The following is an 18327-nucleotide window of genomic DNA, read 5'->3' on the forward strand; positions in this document are numbered from 1 at the left end:
CGGGACGAGCCCGGTCGGTGCGGGGCACGGACTCCTCGGCTTGCGGTGTGACGGATGAGGTTCATGGGGCAGGTGATCACTGTGCTCCCCCCGGCCCGCTCGCGCGCGCCGACACCCGGGTCGTCCTACGGTGACCGGACCGACAACGACGGAGGGTCACGAATGTCCTTGCGCGTGCTGTTCCTGGGGGGCACCGGGATCATCAGCTCGGCCTGCGCGGCGCTCGCCGTGGAACGCGGGCTCGACCTGACCGTCCTGAACCGCGGGGGCGGTGCCAGCCGCCGACCGTTGCCCGAAGGCGTGGAGGTGCTGACCGCCGACGCCCGGTCACCTGAGGTGCTGCGGACGGCGCTGGGGGACAGGGAGTTCGACGTGGTGGTCGACTTCGTGGCGTTCACGGCCGCGCACGTCGCCGCCGACGTCGAGACGTTCCGGGGGCGCGTGGGGCAGTTCGTCTTCATCTCCTCGGCCTCGGCGTACCAGAAGCCGGTGGGGCACCTGCCGATCACCGAGTCCACCCCGCTGCGCAACCCGTTCTGGCAGTACTCCCGCAACAAGATCGCGGCCGAGGACGTCCTGGTCCGCGCCTACCGCGACGAGGGGTTCCCGGCCGTGGTCGTCCGGCCCAGCCACACCTACGACCGGTACTCCCTCCCGGTCGACGGCGGGTGGACCATCGTCGAGCGGATGCGCCGCGGCAAGCCCGTCGTCGTGCACGGGGACGGCACCTCGCTCTGGGTGCTGACCCACCATCGCGACTTCGCGAAGGGTTTCGTCCCGCTGCTGGGGGATCGCCGGGTCACCGGGGAGGCGGTGCACATCACCGGCGAGGAGGTCCTGACCTGGGACGCCATCCACCGGGTCCTGGCCGACGCGGCCGGGGCGGGCGAGCCGCAGCTCGTGCACGTCCCCTCCGACGTCATCGCCCGTGAGGACCCCGCCCGGGGTCCCGGGCTGCTGGGGGACAAGGCGCACTCGGTCGTCTTCGACACCACGGTGCTGAAACGGCTGGTCCCGGGTTTCGCGGCGACGATCCCGTTCGCCGAGGGCGCCCGGGAGATCGTGGCCCATCACGACGCGCACCCGGAACTCCGGCGCGTCGACCCCGTCGTCGACGCGCTGGAGGACGACCTCGTCAGGCGCTGGGGCTGACGACCTCCCCTCCCTCGTTCTCGACCCTCCCCCCGTAATCAAGGAATCCGAGGCGCCGAATTCCTTGATCACGGGTGGGTGGTGCCCGTCGGAGGGGTGGTCAGCTGAGCTGCTCTACCCGGCCGTCGTCACCCTTGCCGAGACCGGGGGGCGCCTCGTTGAACGTGTTGCGGTACCAGACCGCGGCCTGGCGTTCGACCAGCAGACGGGTGATCCCGATGATCGCGCCGGACGCCAGCGCCCAGACGACCGCTTCCTTCCAGGCGACGTCCGGGTCCTCCGGGTTGTCCGGCGGCGGGCTCTTGGTGATCCCGACCCAGGCCTTCTTGACCACCCGGTTCGCGACCGCGGTCGCGATGAACCCGGCCCCGGGGCCGACCAGCTTCCAGACGACAGAACTCATGGGTCCAGACCTTGCCCTACAGCAGACCCACGAGCCAGCGCAGGGCCGGGACGAGGGCGGTGGCGGCCCCCAGCACCAGCGCGAACGCCAGGAGCACGGCGACGAGGCGGACCCCCCGGGAGGGGCCGCCGTCCGGTCCACGGAGGTTGCGCAGCACGGACCCCATCCTGCCGGGAGTACCCTGGGCGCCACGACAGGGGAGCGCCACCGGGCGCTGAGAGTGCGGGAGACCGCAGACCCTCGAACCTGATCCGGTTCACACCGGCGTAGGGAGTCGGGACGTCTCGACCCGTGGCCACGATGGCCGCGGGTCCCCCTCCTGATCCGCAGGAGGACGCAGTGAGCACCACCGAACGAACCCCCACCCGCATCTCCGTCGCGACCGGTCCCGTCGCGCGCTGGCGCACGATCGACCTGCTGACCGCGGCCATGGTCGGCGTCGCGTTCGGCGTCGTGTTCTGGGGGTGGGGCGTCGTGTACTCCGCCGTCGTCACCCCGTTGACGACGTTCTTCCAGCCGGCCTCCGGGCTGGTCGGCGGGGTGTGGTTGATGCCCGCGGTCATCGCCGCGCTGATCGTGCGTCGCCCGGGCGCGGCCCTGCTGGCCGAGCTCGTCGCCGCCAACGTGGAGTTCCTGCTGGGGTCGCACTGGTCCACCGGGGTCCTGATCTCCGGTGCGGTGCAGGGGCTCGGCGTCGAGCTCGCCGTCGCCGCCCTCGCCTGGAAGCGCTGGGGCGTGGGGGTCGCCGTCCTGGCCGGGATCGTCGCCGCCACGGCGGAGTCGGTCTACGAGTGGTTCGCCTACATCCCGGAGTGGTCGTTCGCCTGGAAGCTCGCCTACCTCGGGTTCTTCGCGGTGTCCGGGGCGCTGCTGGCCGGCGTCCTGGGCCACGCGATCGTGCAGGCTCTCGCGCGCGCCGGGGCGTTGCGGCGCTTCCCGGTCGCGGCCGAGCTGCGCGCCCGGACCCGGGTCTGACCGTGGCACCGGCCTCGGCGCCGTCCGGGGCGACGTCGGTCCGGGTCCGCGGCCTGCGGGTCCGGGACGGTTCGCGGACGTACCTGGGCGGGTCCGCGGGTCTCGACCTCGACGTCGGGGCAGGGTCCCGGGTGCTGCTGGTCGGCCCCAGCGGGGCGGGCAAGTCGACGCTGCTGCGGGCCCTCGCCGGCTTGGTCGAGGACCTCGACGGGCAGAACTCCGGGGAGGTGCTCCTCGACGGGCGTCCCGTGCGGGCCGGTCGCGCGGGTTCGGCCGGCCTGCTGCTGCAGGACCCGCAGGAGACCGTGGTGGCGGCGAGCGTCGGGCGCGACACCGCCTTCGGCCCCGAGAACCGCGGCGCTGACCGGGCCGAGATCTGGGCCCGGGTCGCCGAGGCGCACCACCGGGCCCAGCTCCGGGTCGGCCCCGGTCGCGACACCGTGACCCTGTCCGGCGGGGAACGGCAGCGGCTCGGACTCGCCGGGGTGCTCGCGCTCGACCCCGGGCTGCTGCTGCTGGACGAGCCCACGTCGATGCTCGACGCGGCCACCGCGCGGCGGGTCCGGGACTCGGTCCTGGCCGCGGTCGGCCCGCGGACGCTGGTCGTGGTCGACCACGACCTCGCGGCGTGGGCCGAGGCCGTCGACCGCGTCCTGGTCCTCGACCACGACGGGGTCCTGGTCGCCGACGGGACCCCCGCCGCCGTTCTCGGCGACGAGGTGCTCGCGACCCGGCTGGGGCTGCGGGTCCCCGGTGGTGCCCCTCCCCGGCCCGCCGACGTCGCGGGTCTGCACCCCGCGATCGCCCTGGTGGAGGGGGAGCCGGCGCTCGTCGCCGAGTCGGTGGGGCTGTCGGTGCGCTCGCGCGGGATCCGCCCGAGCGCGCCGACCCTCGTCCTGGACGCGGTCGACGCGCAGCTGCGCAGCGGAGCGCTCACGGCGCTGGGCGGACCCTCGGGGGCGGGCAAGTCGAGCCTGCTCGGGCTGCTCGCCGGACTGCAGCGGCCGACCCGGGGGCGGGTGCTGGCCGCGGCCGGGCTGACCGCGGGACTGCGCCACCGGGAGCCGGCCCGCTGGCGCTCCCGCGACCTCGCCGCCCGGGTGGGCTGGATGCCCCAGCACCCGGACCGGGGTTTCGTCCGGCCCACGGTGGCCGAGGAGGTCCGGGTGACCCTCGACGTCCTCGGTCGGGGGCCGGGCGAGGTCGAACGGGTCGTCGGGCTGCTGGAGCAGGCCGGGCTCGCCGACCGGGCCGGGCTGGACCCGCGGCTGCTCTCCGGTGGGGAGCAACGGCGGTTGAGCGCCGTCTGCGCCGTGGCCGCCGCCCCGGCGGTCCTGCTGGCCGACGAGCCGACGGTGGGTCAGGACGCCCGGACCTGGGCCTTCGTCACCGGTCTGCTCGTCTCGGCGGCGGCGGCCGGCGCGACCGTCGTGACCGCCACCCACGACACCGACCTGCTGGACCTGGCCGACGAGCAGGTCCACCTGGTCGACGGGCACGTCGACCACCGGGTCGCGGGCCGGGCCCCGGTGCGGACGGGGGTGGGGTCCCGGTGAGCGTCGACGCGCGACCCGTCGTGATCCCGCCGACGGCGACGGTGGAGCGTTCGCGGGTCGGTCGCTCCCCGGTGCGGTTCTGCGGACCCCTCTCGGTGCTCGCCGCCTCGTTGCTCGCCGTCCCCGCCTCGATGTTCGTCCGCGACTGGCGGGTCGGTCTGGCGGCGCTGGTCGTGGAGCTGCTCTGCCTGCCGCTCCTGGTCCGGAGCTGGCGTCCCTTCTGCGCGCGGATCGTCCCCATGCTGGTGGCCGCGGCCTCGGTCGGGTGGTCGACCTGGCTGCTGGGGGAATCGACCGACCCGGTGGCGACCGCCGCGGGGGCGGCGCTGCGGATCCTGGTCCTCGTGCTGCCCGGGGCGGCCCTGCTCGGGTGGATCGAGCCGAGCGAGACCGGCGACCACCTGGCCCAGCGGCTGCGGGTCCCGGGGCGACCGGTCGTCGCCGCGGTCGCGGCGCTGGAGCAGCTCGCAGCCCTCAAGGACGTCCACGACGACCTGGCCCGCGCCCGCCGCGCCCGCGGCTTGGGGCCGTCCCGGACCCCGGCCTCGACGGTCCGGTTCCTCGCCTCGACCTCCTTCGGCCTGCTGGTCGAGTCGATGCGGCGGGCGGACCGCATGTCGGTGGCGATGGACGCGCGGGGTTTCGACTCCGAGCACCCGCGCAGCTGGGCGCTGCCGGCGCCCTGGACCCGGGCCGACACCGTGCTGGTCGGGGCCGCGGTCGTGGTGGCGCTGGTGCCCGTCGTGCTGTCGCAGATCCTCTGACGGTCACGACCCGGCCTCTCCCCTCCGACGAGGCCGGGTCGCCCCGTCACCGACGAGGACGCCGTGCCGGCCCGATCCGTTGCACCGTCGGGGGAGGGATCACCCCGGGAGTTCCCAGAGGTCGGCCAGCATCCCGCCGGGGACGTGCCGCTGCGGGGCGGGGGAGTCGAGCACGACCAGCAGCCGGTCGCGGGCCCCGTCCACCTCGGCGGGGACGACCGCGATGCCCTCGGGATGGTCGACGCCCTGACCGTGCGGGAGGTCCAGGACGACCGGGAGCTCCTCGGCCCGGACCACGTCGGCGGCCTGCGTGGCGCAGCCCCCGACCCAGCGGTGGACCCGGACCGGCCCCGACAACCCCATCGACGGTCCGGCGAGCACGAGCAGGTCGGGGCCGTCGGGGCAGAGGTCGCGGATGCCGAGGCCGCCGAGGTCGAGCAGGTGCAGCCGGTACGCCTTCCCGGCGGAGAGCTCGGCCAGGGCCAGCCGGTGCGGGTCGTCGGGGTGGGTGACCGGTCGGATCTCCAGCAGCAGCGCCCACCCGCGCAGCACCGGTCCGCGGAAGCCGACGAACAGCGTCGGGTCGCCGGCCTCGTCGTGGTGGACGGCCAGACCCTCGACGTCGATGCCGTTGTCCTTGGAGGGGATCTTGCGGAAGGGGCGGATCAGCGGGTCCTTGCGCAGCAGGTGGACCAGGTCGTCGTCGCGACCTCCCAGGACGGCCGACGTCAGGACCTGCCCGTCCGTCCGGACCTCGCGGGCCGGCAGCCCGGTGACCGGGTCGACCGGCAACCGGACCAGCGTGAACCGGTTCTCCTCCCGGACCACGCGGGCCAGCCGCTCCCGGGCCCGGTCGTCGTCGTCGCCCGCCCGCACGCGCTTGCGCTTGAGGCTGTGCGAGCCGACCGCCCAGAGCCACGGACCGCTGCGGGCCAGGCCCTCCACGTCGGCCTCCTCGTCGTCCGGGGCGGGCAGGTCCACCAGCTCGCCGAGCCGGACGCTCACCTGCTCGCCGTAGCCGTCCAGGTGCTCGTCGCCCAGGGCGGTCAGCCGTTCGACGGTGGCGGTCTCGTCGCCCGCGACCCACAGGTGGCGCCCGTCGGTCCGGACCGCGGACAGGTTGGTGTGGGTGCCCGCCTCGCGGGAGTCGTCGGAGAAGTGCAGAGGGATGCGCCGCAGCGGCTCGATCATGCCCCGCTCAGCGTCCGGGAGGTCGTCGAGGTTCCCGGGAACAGGACGCGACCGCCATGAGTTGAGCGGGGTGGACTCAAGATGCGTGACTCCCGGGTTGACAGATCCGCGAGGACGGGCAGACTTGAGTGGAACAAGCTCAACCAACCGAAGGAGATCCACCATGGCTCGTGCCGTCGGCATCGACCTGGGCACCACCAACTCCGTCGTCTCCGTCCTCGAAGGCGGCGAACCGACGGTCATCGCCAACGCCGAGGGTGGCCGCACCACCCCCTCCGTCGTGGCGTTCGCCAAGAACGGCGAGGTCCTGGTCGGCGAGATCGCCAAGCGCCAGGCCGTCACCAACGTCGACCGCACGATCCGCTCCGTCAAGCGCGAGGTCGGCACCGACTGGACGACCACGATCGACGACAAGAAGTACACGCCGCAGGAGATCAGCGCCCGCGTGCTGCAGAAGCTCAAGCGCGACGCCGAGAGCTACCTCGGCGAGGCCGTCTCCGACGCAGTCATCACCGTTCCCGCCTACTTCTCCGACGCCCAGCGTCAGGCCACGAAGGAGGCCGGGGAGATCGCGGGTCTGAACGTCCTGCGCATCATCAACGAGCCGACCGCGGCCGCCCTCGCCTACGGCCTGGACAAGGGCAAGGCCGACGAGCTCATCCTCGTCTTCGACCTCGGCGGCGGGACGTTCGACGTGTCCCTGCTCGAGGTGAGCAAGGACGAGGACGGCTTCGCGACCATCGAGGTCAAGGCCACCTCCGGTGACAACCACCTCGGTGGGGACGACTGGGACCAGCGCGTCGTCGACCACCTGCTCAAGAAGGTCAAGGGCAGCTACGGCATCGACCTGTCCAAGGACAAGATCGCGATGCAGCGGCTGCGCGAGTCGGCCGAGCAGGCCAAGAAGGAACTCTCGACGGCGACCAGCACCAACATCTCGCTGCAGTACCTGTCGATGACCGAGAACGGCCCCGTCCACCTGGACGAGTCGCTGTCCCGCGCGCAGTTCGAGTCGATGACCCAGGACCTGCTGGACCGCACCAAGAAGCCGTTCCACGACGTCATCGCCGAGGCGGGCGTGCAGCTGTCCGCGATCGACCACGTCGTGCTCGTGGGTGGTTCGACCCGCATGCCGGCCGTCACCAACGTGGTGAAGGAACTCACCGGGGGCCGCGAGCCCAACAAGGGCGTCAACCCCGACGAGGTCGTCGCCATCGGTGCGGCCCTGCAGGCCGGCGTCATGAAGGGCGACCGCAAGGACGTCCTGCTCATCGACGTGACCCCGCTGTCCCTGGGCATCGAGACCAAGGGCGGCATCATGACCAAGCTGATCGAGCGCAACACCGCGATCCCGACCAAGCGTTCGGAGGTCTTCACGACCGCCGACGACAACCAGCCCTCGGTCCTCATCCAGGTGTTCCAGGGCGAGCGCGAGCTGGCTCGCGACAACAAGCCGCTGGGCACGTTCGAGCTCACGGGCATCGCGCCGGCCCCCCGCGGGGTCCCGCAGGTCGAGGTCACGTTCGACATCGACGCCAACGGCATCGTGCACGTCGGGGCCAAGGACCGCGGCACCGGCAAGGAGCAGTCGATGACCATCTCCGGCGGCAGCGCGCTGTCGAAGGAGGACATCGAGCGGATGGTCAAGGACGCCGAGGCGCACGCCAGCGAGGACCGTTCCCGCCGCGAGGAGGCCGAGGCCCGCAACCAGGCCGAGGCGCTCGTCTACCAGACGGAGAAGTTCGTCGCGGACAACGCGGACAAGCTCCCGGCCGAGGGCAAGACCGAGGTCGAGGCTGCGGTGGCGGAGCTCAAGACCGCGCTGAACGGCACCGACGCGGCCGAGATCAAGGCCAAGTCCGACGCCGTCGCCGCGGCCAGCCAGAAGCTCGGGGCGGCCATGTACGAGCAGCAGGCCGCCCAGGGTGACTCCGCGGGCGCCGGCACCGACGGTTCCTCCCAGGCCAAGGCCGACGAGGACGTCGTCGACGCCGAGGTCGTGGACGACGAGACCCCGAAGGACAAGTGATGGCGGAGGAGTTCCCCGCCGAACCGACCGTGATCCGCGACAAGCGCCGGCTCGACCCCGAGACCGGCGAGGTCCGTCCCGAGGCCCCGGCGGCCGAGGCCGCCGGGGCCCCGGACGGCGCGAACGGTGCCGACGAACCCGCGGCCACGTCCGTGGCCGACGCCGAACTGGTTGCGGCGCAGGCGCTGGCCGAGCAGCGGCTCGACGAGCTGCAGCGGCTGAACGCGGAGTACGTGAACTACCGCAAGCGGGTCGACCGCGACCGCGACGTCGCCAAGAACGCGGCGCTGGCGGGGGTGGCCGAATCCCTGCTGCCCGTGCTGGACGACGTGCACCTCGCGCGTCAGCACGGGGACCTGAGCGGTCCGTTCGCGGCCATCGCCGAGAAGCTCGAGGCGACGCTGCAGCGGTTCGGTCTGGTCCGTTACGGGGAGAACGGCGAACCGTTCGACCCGGCGGTGCACGAGGCGCTCATGCACGCGCACTCCGACGAGGTCGAGGTGGCGACGTGCACGCAGATCCTCCAGCCGGGGTACCGCTTCGGCGAGCGGGTGCTGCGTCCGGCGCGCGTCGCGGTCGCCGACCCGCAGTGACCCTGGTCGGGTCCGACGAACAGGCTGACGGAAGGAGGGAACGGGCATGAGCATGCAGGACTGGGCGGAGAAGGACTACTACGCGGTCCTGGGCGTCTCCCCGGACGCGGACGCGGCCGAGATCAAGAAGGCCTACCGCAAGAAGGCCCGTCTCCTGCACCCCGACGCCAACCCCGGTGACGCGCAGGCCGAGGCGAGGTTCAAGGAACTCGGCGAGGCCAACTCGGTCCTGTCCGACCCCGAGCAGCGTCGGCAGTACGACGGGATCCGCGCCATGGTCGGCGGCGGTGCCCGGTTCTCCTCCGGGGGACCGGGGGCCGGTGCCGGCGGGGCGGGTTTCGACGACCTGCTCGGCGGGTTGTTCGGCCAGGCCGGTGCGGGGGCCGGGGGTGCCCGGCGGGGTGCTCCGCGGTTCGGGCCCCCCGGCGGCGCCGGGGCGCCGGGCGCGGGGTTCGAGGACCTCCTCGGCGGGTTGTTCGGGCAGGGGGGCGGTTTCGGCGGCCCCCCGCCCCCGCCGCCCAAGGGTCAGGACCTGGCCGCCGGGGCCCGGGTGTCGTTCCGGGACGCCCTGGAGGGCGCGACGGTCCCGCTGCGGGTCCCCGACCCGCGCGGGGGCCCCGCCCGCAGCGTCACCGCCCGCCTGCCGCGGGCGGTCAAGGACGGTCAGAAGGTCCGGCTCAAGGGCCAGGGCCTGCCCGGTACCGGCGGCGCCCCCCACGGCGACCTGCTGGTCACCGTGACCGTGGAGCCGCACCCGGTGTTCCGTCGCGACGGCGACGACCTGCGGATGACGTTGCCGGTCACCTTCCCCGAGGCCGTCCTCGGGGCGACCGTCGACGTGCCGCTGCTCGACGGCACGAGCGTCCGGATGAAGGTTCCCGCCGGGACCCCCTCCGGTCGGTCCCTGCGGCTCAAGGGTCGCGGGGTCGCGCTCGACCGGGACGGTTCCCGCGCTGGCGACCTGTTCGTGACGCTGGAGGTCGTCGTCCCGCAGAAGCTGGACGGCGCCGCCCGTGAGGCGGTCGAGGCGTTCGCCGCGGCCACCGAGGGGGAGGACCCCCGGGCCGGGCTCGCGGCCCAGGTGGGTCGCTGAGGAGATCCCGCCCCGGGGCCACCCGCCCCGGGTGATGATGACCCGACGACAGGGGGAGAGGAGGCTCGGTGTACGACGACGACACCGCGGTGTTCGTGATCTCGGTCGCCGCAGAACTGGCGGGGATGCACCCGCAGACGTTGCGGCAGTACGACCGGCTCGGCCTCGTCTCCCCCAGTCGCACCCGGGGCCGGGGGCGTCGCTACTCGGCCCGCGACATCGCGCAGCTGCGCGAGGTCCAGCGGTTGTCGCAGGAGGACGGCGTCAACCTCGCCGGGATCAAACGGATCCTCGACCTGGAGAACCAGGTCTCGGCCCTCGGCTACCGCGTCTCCGAGCTCGAGGCCGAGCTCGACCTGGTGCGGCAGCAGGCCCGGCGCATCTTCGCCGCCGGCATGGCCGGTGACATCGTCGCGACCCCGGTCGGGAAACGTCCCGCGGCCCGGGAGCGCTCGACCGCCCTCGTCGTCTGGCGTCCGCACACCCGCGACTGAGTTCGCTCTCCGTGTCCTCCGCGGCACGTCGCGTCGCTCCGTTCCGGTAACGGGTGACGCCCCGCGCCGAACGGGTGAGGCTGCGGAGTTCCTCGCCCCCGAGGCGGTGCCGGGTCGGGAAGCTGGCGCGCGCCGGGTACCGACGCCCGGTCCTGCCCGTCTCGGATCTGGACGCCGCCATGCGCACCACCGTCGCCGCGATCGTCGCGGCCGCCGTCTTCGCCGGCGGCTGCGCGTTCGTGCTGCCCGACCTCGACGGTGCCCTCGCCGCGCTGGGTCTGGGTGCCGGCCCCCGCGCCGGAGGGTCGTCGACGAGTTCCTCCGTGGTCTACCTCGGCCCCGACGGGGGTTCGGGGGGAGCCGGTTTCCTGGACGGACCGCTGCTGCCGACCGGTCACGACCACCTCCCGGCCGGGACCCGCGACCAGCTCGCCCGGCTGCAACCCTGCTTCGTCATGGTCGTCGGAGGGGCGGGGAGCGTGTCGGACTCCGTCCTCCTCGAGGCCGAGAGCTACGCCGACCCGCGCGCCCCGGGATGCCAGCCGGAGTGAGCTGAGCGTCACCGCGAGCAGCACTGCGTAGTTCGTCGGTCGAACCGGCTCGGGGAGTTCGCGGGGGGTCTACCGTCGTCGACGGAACCCCAGGACGGACCCGGTTCCACCGCCCACAGATCGGACCTCGTCATGCGCCGCACCGCCCGGAAACTGCTCGCGGTGGGGGTGCTCGCCGTCGGGTCGCTCACGACGAGTTCCGCGGTCGCGGCCGACCCCGCCCCCGCCTCCTGGGCCCGCCCGGCGACCGCGGGTGCGTCCCCGCTGGCCGCCGAGACGCCCGGCCTGATCCGGGTGGGTGGGGCCGACCGCTACGAGACCGCCGCCGACATCTCCCGCCGGAACTGGGCCCCCACCACGACCTTCGTGGTGTTCCTCGCCTCGGGGACCTCGACGGCCGACGCCCTCGCGCTGGGTCCGTCCTCGTTCTCCCAGGGGCCGCTGCTGCTCACGGCCCGCGACCGTCTCCCCGAGGCCACCCGGGCCGAGCTCGAACGGTTGCGGCCCTGCCTCCTCGTCGCGGTCGGCGGGACCCAGGTGCTCTCCGACGCCGTCGTCGCCGAGGCCATGACCTACGTCGACCCCGAGGGGAGCGCGTGCCTCCGGAACTGACCGCCTCCGCGGGCGGCCCCCGTCCGGTCGGCGCCCGTCAGGTGGTCTCGCGGCGGGCCGGGACCGCGATCACGTCGAGGTCGGCCGCGACGTGCACCTCGGTGCTCCCGCCCGCCTCGCGCACCGCCGAGCGGGCCTCGGCCGCGATCTCCTCCAGGTTTCCGTAGCGCTGGGAGTAGTGGGTCAGCACCAGACGGCGGACCCCTGCCCGGGCCGCCGCGGTCGCCGCCTGCCGGGCGGTCAGGTGCGCGTAGTCCTGGGCCAGGCGGGCGTCGCGGTCGAGGAAGGTCGACTCGACGACGGCGAGGTCGACACCGCGCAGCAGCTCCTCCACGCCGGGACAGAGCCGCGTGTCCATGACGAAGGCGAAGGACTGCCCGGGCCGCGTCACGCTGACCTCGGCGAGCTTCACGCCGCGCAGCTCCCCCTCCCGCTGCAACCGTCCGACGTCGGGGCCGACGATCCCCGCGGCGGCCAGGCGGTCACGCAGCAGGTGGGGGCGGGCGGGTTCGTCGAGCCGGTAGCCCACCGCGGGCACGCGGTGGTCCAGGGCCACCCCGCGCAGCGCCGCCCCGGCGACGTCCAGGGGCTCGGCTCCCGGCCGCACGGCGGAGAGCTCGACGTCCACGTCGGCCTGCGCCACCCGCACGAGGTCGCCCAGGTGCCCGAGCGCGGCGTCGGGGCCGTGCAGTGCGACCCGCCGCCCCGGCGCGTCGAGCGCCATCCGGGCCAGGACCCCGGGCACCCCGAGGCAGTGGTCGTTGTGGGAGTGGGTGACGCAGATCCGCTCGATGCGCGGTGAGGCCACCCCGGCCAGCACCATCTGCCGCTGCGTCCCCTCACCCGGGTCGAACATCAGCGTCGTCGAGTCCCAGCGCAGGACGTAGCCGTTGTGGTTACGGGTGCGCGTCGGCGCCTGGCTGGAGGTCCCGAGGACCACGAGTTCGCGGGCGGCCATGCCGGTGAATCTACGCGGGGGACGAACCGCGAAGTTGAGCGGAACAAGCTCAACTCTGCGAGAGTTGTGCCTGGTGTCGAGGTCCCGTCGTCGATCCAGGAGGTTTCCGTGGACCTGAAGCTCACGACCCGCGCGCAGGAGGCGCTCGCCGACGCGGTCGGTCGCGCGACGACCGCCGGCCACGCGCAGGTCGAACCCCTGCACATCCTGCTGGCCCTGCTGGAGCAGCAGAACGGTGTGGCCGGGTTCCTGCTCGAAGCGGTCGGTGCCGACCGGGCCGTGCTCGCGCGCCGCGTCCAGGGCGCCCTCGCGTCGCTGCCCAGCGCGTCGGGCAGCGCCGTCGCGCAACCGCAGCTGTCGCGTCCCGCGCTGGCCCTCATGCAGGCCGCCGGGGACGAGGCGCGCGCGCTCGACGACGCCTACGTCTCCACCGAGCACCTCATGCTCGGGACCGCCGCGTCCACGTCGGCCGCCGGCGAGGCGTTGCGGGCGGTCGGGGCCGGCCGCGACGCGCTGCTCGACGCCCTGCCCTCGGTGCGCGGCGGGGCCAAGGTGGACTCGCCGGACCCGGAGGGGACCTACAAGTCGCTGGAGAAGTACGGCGTCGACCTGACCGCGCAGGCCCGCGAGGGTCGGCTCGACCCGGTCATCGGGCGCGACGCCGAGATCCGTCGGGTGATCCAGGTGCTCTCGAGGCGGACCAAGAACAACCCCGTCCTCATCGGGGAGCCGGGCGTCGGCAAGACCGCCGTCGTCGAGGGCCTGGCCCAGCGCATGGTCGCCGGCGACGTGCCGGAATCCCTGCGCGGCAAGCGGTTGATCTCCCTCGACCTGTCCAGCATGGTCGCCGGGGCCAAGTACCGCGGTGAGTTCGAGGAACGGTTGAAGGCCGTCCTGGCCGAGATCCAGCGGTCCGAGGGGCAGATCGTCACGTTCATCGACGAGCTGCACACCGTCGTCGGTGCGGGGGCGGCCGAGGGGGCGATGGACGCGGGCAACATGCTCAAGCCCCTGCTCGCCCGCGGCCAGCTGCGCCTGGTCGGCGCGACCACGCTCGACGAGTTCCGCGAACGCATCGAGAAGGACCCGGCGTTGGAGCGTCGTTTCCAGCAGGTGTTCGTGGGGGAACCCTCCGTCCTGGACACCATCGGGATCCTGCGCGGGCTGAGCGAGCGCTACGAGGCGCACCACAAGGTCGCGATCTCCGACGCCGCACTGGTCGCGGCCGCGACCCTGTCCGACCGCTACATCTCCGGTCGGCAGCTGCCCGACAAGGCCATCGACCTGATCGACGAGGCCGCGTCCCGCCTGCGCATGGAGATCGACTCCTCGCCGGTCGAGATCGACGAACTGCGCCGGGCCGTCGACCGGCTCCGCATGGAGGAACTGGCCCTGTCCAAGGAGGGGGACGCCGCCTCCCGCGACCGGCTGGAGACGTTGCGGCAGAACCTGGCCGACAAGCAGGAGCGGCTGACCGCGCTCACCGCGCGCTGGGAGCAGGAGAAGGCGGGCCTCAACCGGGTCGGTGACCTCAAGCAGCAGGTCGACGAGCTCCGCTCGCAGGCCGAACGGATGCAGCGCGAGGGCGACCTGGCCGGGGCGAGCGAAATCCTCTACGGCCGCATCCCCGGGTTGGAGCGCGACCTCGCCGCGGCCCAGGCCGCGGAGGAGGGTGGCACCGCCGCGGCCCCGATGGTCGCCGACGAGGTCGGCCCCGACGACATCGCCGAGGTCATCGCCGGGTGGACCGGGATCCCCGCCGGCCGGTTGCTGGAGGGGGAGACGCAGAAGCTGCTCCGCATGGAGGAGTTCCTGGGCGGCCGGTTGATCGGGCAGGGCAAGGCGGTGCAGGCGGTCTCCGACGCGGTCCGGCGCTCGCGGGCCGGGGTGAACGACCCCGACCGCCCGACCGGGTCCTTCCTGTTCCTCGGCCCCACCGGGGTCGGCAAGACGGAACTGGCGAAGGCGCTGGCCGACTTCCTCTTCGACGACGAGCGCGCGATGGTCCGCATCGACATGAGCGAGTACTCCGAGAAGCACGCCGTCGCCCGTCTCGTCGGGGCGCCCCCCGGTTACGTCGGGTACGAGGAGGGTGGTCAGCTCACCGAGGCCGTGCGCCGGCGTCCCTACTCCGTCGTCCTGCTGGACGAGGTGGAGAAGGCCCACCCGGAGGTGTTCGACATCCTCCTGCAGGTCCTCGACGACGGTCGGCTCACCGACGGGCAGGGGCGGACGGTCGACTTCCGCAACGTGATCCTGGTGCTGACCTCGAACCTCGGGTCGGCGTTCCTGGTGGACCCGGAGCTCTCCCGCGAGACCAAGCTCGACGCCGTGATGACGGCGCTGCGTGCGAGTTTCAAGCCGGAGTTCCTGAACCGCCTGGACGACGTGGTGGTCTTCGAACCGCTCTCGACCGCGGAGCTCTCCCGCATCGTCGACCTGCAGGTGCAGCGGCTCGCGGCCCGGCTGGCCGACCGGCGCATCACCCTGGAGGTCACCGACGTGGCCAAGGACTGGCTGGCCCTCACCGGTTACGACCCCGCCTACGGCGCGCGTCCGCTGCGGCGGCTGGTGCAGCGCGAGATCGGCGACCGGTTGGCGCGGTCGCTGCTCTCGGGGGAGATCCACGACGGCGACACCGTCGAGGTCGACACCGCGGAGGGTTCGCTCGGCGTGGACCTGGAGAAGCGGTCGGGCGACGCGAGCGGGCTCGTCGTCCGGCGCCGGGAGGTCGGCGTCACGGTGTGAGGCCGACCCGGGTTGGTCCCGCTCCGGGCGGCGGGACCAACCCGGTGCGATCTGTCGCCCTCTCGTGATCCGCCATCGGACAGGAAGATCAGGTGGCGTTCGTTCCGAGCCACCGGTAGCGGCGTCGAGGACTGGTTCGCGCCCCTACGGCTGCTGCGTCGCCCCGTTGGATCAAGGTGTTGACATGGCCGGTCACCGTCGGTCGGCTCAGGCGGGTGACCTTCATCAGTTGCTGCGTGGTCGCTTCCCCGAGCGAGCGGAGGGCTGCGGTGACGCGTTCGACGGTCTCCACCTCGTCATCCGGCGGCGCCAACTCCAGTTGCCGGAACGTGCCGGGCGTATTCGAGGGCCCTGCGAAGCGGTAGCGGGCGTAGCGTCGCCCGCCTTCCTTCACCGCGAGGCCGGCGCTGACGAGGTCACGAAGAACCTGCCCTGCCTCGACGCGATCCGCCCCCCATTCACGCAGCATGCTGTTCGTCACTGATCCGCTACGGAGCATGGCGAGCGCAACCTCGTGCCGAGGCGACGGCAGACGTCCGGCGACGGCGGAAATCCATGCACGCGTGTCTGGGCCGAGGAGTTGCGACCGATCCATCGTCACCGCGAAGCTCAAGATCGCGCTGTCGAAGACGGGCCGAGGTAGCCCGTTGTCACGCGCCAGATCGATCATGGTCGGAACCCCGGTGTGCCGGTTCTCTGCGATGAGCTCATCGGACTGCGGCAGGTAGGTGTCCGAGAGAAGGCTTGCCAGGACTGTGTTGCGGGAGGTCGAAGCACGGTTCTGGCCCAGATCGTCGACCGTGAGACCGCCGAAGAGGCCCCCTGGGCTACGGATCACAAGTCGGTCGGGGAAGAGGTCCACCTGGATCTGCGTGCCGCGGGTGAGGGGGCTGTAGTCGCGATGAAGGACCGCGTTCACGATGGCCTCACGGACGGCGGTGAGCGGATACTCGAGCTGATCCCGCCGACCTGTCTCGGTCATCACTGCCCGAGCGGCGAGATTTCGACGGACGACCGCCAACGACTCGGCGACGAGATCAGGGATGGGGCCTCGGATCGTGACGTTGTCGAGGAAGCGCGTGGTGCCGGGCTCGGGCGGGTGGACGACGACGGACACCATGAGCTGAGGGAAGAGGCGTTGGGGGAAATCACCGAACGTCAGGAGACCGGCAAGGGTGAGGGGCGCAGATGCATCGCGCTCGGTGAGAATTCCGATGTTGTGCATGACCGCTAGGTCGTCCACCCTTCTGAGTCGCGGCGATCCCGCTCTGACTCGTTCCAGCGTTCGTCGCACCACGGTGAGGTCGAGGTCGTCCGTGCTCGTCCCGGGTACAGGTTCTTGGTCGTACACGGGTCGGGTGCGTGACGCGTAGACGAGTCCGATCTCCCCCTCGCTCATCCGGCGGTCACCGTCCCCGGTGCGGAGGTAGGCGCCGCCGGCCATGCCTTTGGTCGTGACGTAGGCAGGGCGTTGATCAGAGGGAAGCGCGGGGACCTGACCGAGCAGGATGAGTCGACCTTCTACGTCGATGATCTCGGCGGACACGATCAAGGGTGGAGTGATGGTGTCGCGGGCCAGTGCCACGAGGTTGTCCCGGTAGCGGGAGACGTCTGGAAGGTCGACCACTGCGAAGCCGGCGTCCTCGTCGATTCCGATGAGGACGGTCCCTCCGTCGGTGTTCGCGAAGGCGACGAGTGTCTCCCGTATCGAGGCCGGGAAGCCTCCGGCCCCACTCTTGACCTCGACAGTCTCCGGCTCACCCCGAAGCCGTCTGAGGGTCTGCAGCAGCTCGACGACGTCGGTGGTCTCGACCATGCCGGCTCCTTCGTCCACGTACCTACTGAGCAGAGTTCGTTCGTCACGTGCTTAGCAAGCTAGTGACAAGCTTGACAAGTAGGCGCTCGACCTGAGGAGTTCGCCAGAACGGCGGCGTCACGTCCTGCCCGCGACGCGCTCCTCGGCGAAACTCGTCCGATGGGCACCGCGACGACCGCACTGACCGTCCTCGACTGGCGTCGCCGGGTCACGGCGCTGTACGCGCGGGTGCGGGCGGCGCCGGAACCCCGTCTGGGGCACCGGGTCTGGGTCGAGGGCCGCGACGAGCTCTTCGCCACCCACCCGGCCTCCCCGCTGCTGCCGGCCGACCGGGCGACCTTCACCGGCCTGGCCCTGGCCCCCTACGACCCCGGGCTCCGGTTCGAGGTCGAGGTCGTCCCCGCCGAGCCCGAGCGCCGGGACGTGGTCACCGGCACCGACGGCACCGTCGGGTTCGACCGGATCGGGCGCGTCGAGCTCCCGGGTCTCGGTCACCTGGACGTGTGGTGGCTCGCGCAGTACGGCGGGGGGATCTTCCTGCCGCTCAAGGACCCGGGCCCGGGCTACGGCGGCGGTCGGTACGTCCTCGACACGGTCAAGGGCGCCGACCTGGGCGCGGGCGAGGCCGGGGGAGCGCTCGTCGTCGACCTCAACTTCGCCTACGCACCGAGCTGCGCCTACGACCCGGAGTGGGCCTGTCCGTTGCCGCCCGTCGGGAACACGGTGACGACGGCCGTCGAGGCCGGAGAACTCGCCTTCGTCGGCGTCGCGACGTGACGCCGGTCGTCACACGGTGGCGGCCGGGTCGGTCCGCAGGTGGGCCTGCTGACCGTCGCGGTTGAAGATCGACAGGATCTCCAGGTCGTCCCCCGGTTCGGCGCACACCCGGTGCGGGACCATCGTCGAGAACTCCGCCGCCTCCCCCGGACCGACCGCGACGACCCGGTCACCCAGTTCGAGACGGGCCCGACCGGCCAGCACGGTGAACCATTCCCAGCCGGGGTGGACCTGGTGCCGGGGTCCCATCGCCGTCCCGGCCGCGACGGCGGCCTTGACGACCACGACGCCCGCCTCGGCCCGGTCGCGGGAGAGGACCCAGGTCGTGACGCCCGCCCGATGGGCCGGTTCCGGGCGGATGACCACGTCCTCGTCGTCGTCGACGCTCACCAGGTCGTCGAGGCTGACGCCCAGCGCCCGGGCGAGAGGGACGAGCTGGTCCAGCGCGATCCGGCGCCCCCCGGTCTCGATCCGGCTCAGCGTGGAGGGGCTGAGGAAGCACCGCGCCCCCATGGTCTCCAGCGACCAGCCGCGGGCCACGCGGAGGGCCCGCAGTCGACGTCGGACCACCGCGTCGACGTCGGGCACGGCACCGAATCCTTGCCTCATGCGCAA

At 72.7% G+C, this 18327-nt stretch carries 18 protein-coding genes and 1 riboswitch; of the genes, 12 read left to right on the top strand and 6 right to left on the bottom strand.

Annotated elements, in window-relative coordinates; genetic code table 11:
• The first annotated feature begins 162 nt into the window (after positions 1-162).
• Positions 163-1152, top strand: coding sequence for an NAD-dependent epimerase/dehydratase family protein (locus ACFFKU_RS01135; protein WP_380134672.1), 990 nt, complete (start codon positions 163-165; stop codon positions 1150-1152).
• A 100-nt stretch (positions 1153-1252) separates the two neighbouring features.
• Here the strand turns inward: ACFFKU_RS01135 and ACFFKU_RS01140 are convergent, their stop codons facing one another.
• Entirely contained in the window at positions 1253-1555 is a 303-nt protein-coding gene (locus ACFFKU_RS01140; protein ID WP_380134675.1) for a DUF4235 domain-containing protein, read from the bottom strand.
• Positions 1556-1571: 16 nt separating this feature from the next.
• Entirely contained in the window at positions 1572-1712 is a 141-nt protein-coding gene (locus ACFFKU_RS01145; RefSeq protein WP_380134678.1) for a hypothetical protein, read from the bottom strand.
• Positions 1713-1740: 28 nt separating this feature from the next.
• Positions 1741-1845, top strand: a riboswitch (TPP riboswitch).
• Positions 1846-1894: 49 nt separating this feature from the next.
• Between ACFFKU_RS01145 and ACFFKU_RS01150 the strand changes: the two genes are divergently transcribed.
• Genes ACFFKU_RS01150 through ACFFKU_RS01160 form a run of 3 tightly spaced genes read left to right on the top strand, consistent with a single transcriptional unit; the run spans position 1895 to position 4850 of the window.
• The gene (locus ACFFKU_RS01150; RefSeq protein WP_380134681.1) at positions 1895-2530 is read left to right on the top strand and encodes an ECF transporter S component; all 636 of its coding nucleotides are present in this window, start codon (positions 1895-1897) and stop codon (positions 2528-2530) included.
• 2 nt (positions 2531-2532) lie between these two features.
• Positions 2533-4086 (top strand): ATP-binding cassette domain-containing protein, encoded by a 1554-nt coding sequence (locus ACFFKU_RS01155; RefSeq protein WP_380134682.1) that lies wholly within the window; start codon positions 2533-2535, stop codon positions 4084-4086.
• Complete coding sequence (locus tag ACFFKU_RS01160) at positions 4083-4850, top strand: energy-coupling factor transporter transmembrane component T family protein (RefSeq protein WP_380134683.1); 768 nt, start codon at positions 4083-4085, stop codon at positions 4848-4850. Before ACFFKU_RS01155 ends, ACFFKU_RS01160 begins: the two co-directional genes overlap by 4 nt.
• A 99-nt stretch (positions 4851-4949) precedes the next feature.
• On the opposite strand, the gene ACFFKU_RS01165 is transcribed toward ACFFKU_RS01160, so the two are convergent.
• Entirely contained in the window at positions 4950-6041 is a 1092-nt protein-coding gene (locus ACFFKU_RS01165; RefSeq protein ID WP_380134685.1) for a DUF3616 domain-containing protein, read from the bottom strand.
• 163 nt (positions 6042-6204) lie between these two features.
• Between ACFFKU_RS01165 and dnaK the strand changes: the two genes are divergently transcribed.
• The 6 genes from dnaK (at position 6205) to ACFFKU_RS01195 (ending at position 11413) form a co-directional block, all read left to right on the top strand.
• Positions 6205-8070, top strand: a complete 1866-nt coding sequence (gene dnaK, locus ACFFKU_RS01170) for a molecular chaperone DnaK (protein ID WP_380134687.1) — start codon at positions 6205-6207, stop codon at positions 8068-8070.
• Entirely contained in the window at positions 8070-8663 is a 594-nt protein-coding gene (grpE, locus tag ACFFKU_RS01175; RefSeq protein WP_380134689.1) for a nucleotide exchange factor GrpE, read from the top strand. The genes dnaK and grpE overlap by 1 nt, the downstream gene beginning before the upstream one ends.
• 46 nt (positions 8664-8709) lie before the next feature.
• Positions 8710-9756 (top strand): DnaJ C-terminal domain-containing protein, encoded by a 1047-nt coding sequence (locus tag ACFFKU_RS01180; RefSeq protein ID WP_380134692.1) that lies wholly within the window; start codon positions 8710-8712, stop codon positions 9754-9756.
• A 125-nt stretch (positions 9757-9881) separates the two neighbouring features.
• Positions 9882-10250 carry a heat shock protein transcriptional repressor HspR gene (locus ACFFKU_RS01185; protein WP_380134791.1) on the top strand — a complete coding sequence of 123 codons (369 nt, stop codon included), beginning with the start codon at positions 9882-9884 and terminating at the stop codon, positions 10248-10250.
• A gap of 179 nt (positions 10251-10429) precedes the next feature.
• Positions 10430-10801 carry a hypothetical protein gene (locus tag ACFFKU_RS01190; protein ID WP_380134694.1) on the top strand — a complete coding sequence of 124 codons (372 nt, stop codon included), beginning with the start codon at positions 10430-10432 and terminating at the stop codon, positions 10799-10801.
• A 132-nt stretch (positions 10802-10933) separates the two neighbouring features.
• Positions 10934-11413, top strand: coding sequence for a cell wall-binding repeat-containing protein (locus ACFFKU_RS01195; RefSeq protein WP_380134697.1), 480 nt, complete (start codon positions 10934-10936; stop codon positions 11411-11413).
• Positions 11414-11450: 37 nt separating this feature from the next.
• Here the strand turns inward: ACFFKU_RS01195 and ACFFKU_RS01200 are convergent, their stop codons facing one another.
• Positions 11451-12371, bottom strand: a complete 921-nt coding sequence (locus ACFFKU_RS01200) for a ribonuclease Z (RefSeq protein WP_380134699.1) — start codon at positions 12369-12371, stop codon at positions 11451-11453.
• A gap of 108 nt (positions 12372-12479) precedes the next feature.
• Between ACFFKU_RS01200 and clpB the strand changes: the two genes are divergently transcribed.
• Positions 12480-15119: an ATP-dependent chaperone ClpB gene (clpB, locus tag ACFFKU_RS01205; protein ID WP_380134701.1), complete on the top strand. Its 2640-nt coding sequence runs from the start codon at positions 12480-12482 to the stop codon at positions 15117-15119.
• 88 nt (positions 15120-15207) lie between these two features.
• Here clpB and ACFFKU_RS01210 read toward each other — a convergent pair whose 3' ends face one another.
• Positions 15208-16935 carry an ATP-binding protein gene (locus ACFFKU_RS01210; protein WP_380134704.1) on the bottom strand — a complete coding sequence of 576 codons (1728 nt, stop codon included), beginning with the start codon at positions 16933-16935 and terminating at the stop codon, positions 15208-15210.
• A 159-nt stretch (positions 16936-17094) separates the two neighbouring features.
• Between ACFFKU_RS01210 and ACFFKU_RS01215 the strand changes: the two genes are divergently transcribed.
• Complete coding sequence (locus ACFFKU_RS01215; protein WP_380134706.1) at positions 17095-17712, top strand: DUF1684 domain-containing protein; 618 nt, start codon at positions 17095-17097, stop codon at positions 17710-17712.
• A 9-nt stretch (positions 17713-17721) separates the two neighbouring features.
• Here the strand turns inward: ACFFKU_RS01215 and ACFFKU_RS01220 are convergent, their stop codons facing one another.
• On the bottom strand, positions 17722-18321 hold the full coding sequence (locus ACFFKU_RS01220) for a helix-turn-helix domain-containing protein (protein WP_380134707.1): 600 nt from the start codon (positions 18319-18321) through the stop codon (positions 17722-17724).
• Positions 18322-18327: the final 6 nt, after the last annotated feature.

The sequence above is a fragment of the Kineococcus gynurae genome (assembly GCF_042433995.1).
Classification (GTDB): Bacteria; Actinomycetota; Actinomycetes; order Actinomycetales; family Kineococcaceae; genus Kineococcus; species Kineococcus gynurae.

Coding starts and splice junctions, on each gene's coding strand:
- ACFFKU_RS01135 (WP_380134672.1), top strand. CDS start 163: ATGTCCTTGCGCGTGCTGTTCCTGGGGGGCACCGGGATCATCAGCTCG.
- ACFFKU_RS01140 (WP_380134675.1), bottom strand. CDS start 1,555: ATGAGTTCTGTCGTCTGGAAGCTGGTCGGCCCCGGGGCCGGGTTCATC.
- ACFFKU_RS01165 (WP_380134685.1), bottom strand. CDS start 6,041: ATGATCGAGCCGCTGCGGCGCATCCCTCTGCACTTCTCCGACGACTCC.
- dnaK (WP_380134687.1), top strand. CDS start 6,205: ATGGCTCGTGCCGTCGGCATCGACCTGGGCACCACCAACTCCGTCGTC.
- grpE (WP_380134689.1), top strand. CDS start 8,070: ATGGCGGAGGAGTTCCCCGCCGAACCGACCGTGATCCGCGACAAGCGC.
- ACFFKU_RS01180 (WP_380134692.1), top strand. CDS start 8,710: ATGAGCATGCAGGACTGGGCGGAGAAGGACTACTACGCGGTCCTGGGC.
- ACFFKU_RS01185 (WP_380134791.1), top strand. CDS start 9,882: ATGCACCCGCAGACGTTGCGGCAGTACGACCGGCTCGGCCTCGTCTCC.
- ACFFKU_RS01190 (WP_380134694.1), top strand. CDS start 10,430: ATGCGCACCACCGTCGCCGCGATCGTCGCGGCCGCCGTCTTCGCCGGC.
- ACFFKU_RS01195 (WP_380134697.1), top strand. CDS start 10,934: ATGCGCCGCACCGCCCGGAAACTGCTCGCGGTGGGGGTGCTCGCCGTC.
- ACFFKU_RS01200 (WP_380134699.1), bottom strand. CDS start 12,371: ATGGCCGCCCGCGAACTCGTGGTCCTCGGGACCTCCAGCCAGGCGCCG.
- ACFFKU_RS01210 (WP_380134704.1), bottom strand. CDS start 16,935: ATGGTCGAGACCACCGACGTCGTCGAGCTGCTGCAGACCCTCAGACGG.
- ACFFKU_RS01215 (WP_380134706.1), top strand. CDS start 17,095: ATGGGCACCGCGACGACCGCACTGACCGTCCTCGACTGGCGTCGCCGG.
- ACFFKU_RS01220 (WP_380134707.1), bottom strand. CDS start 18,321: ATGAGGCAAGGATTCGGTGCCGTGCCCGACGTCGACGCGGTGGTCCGA.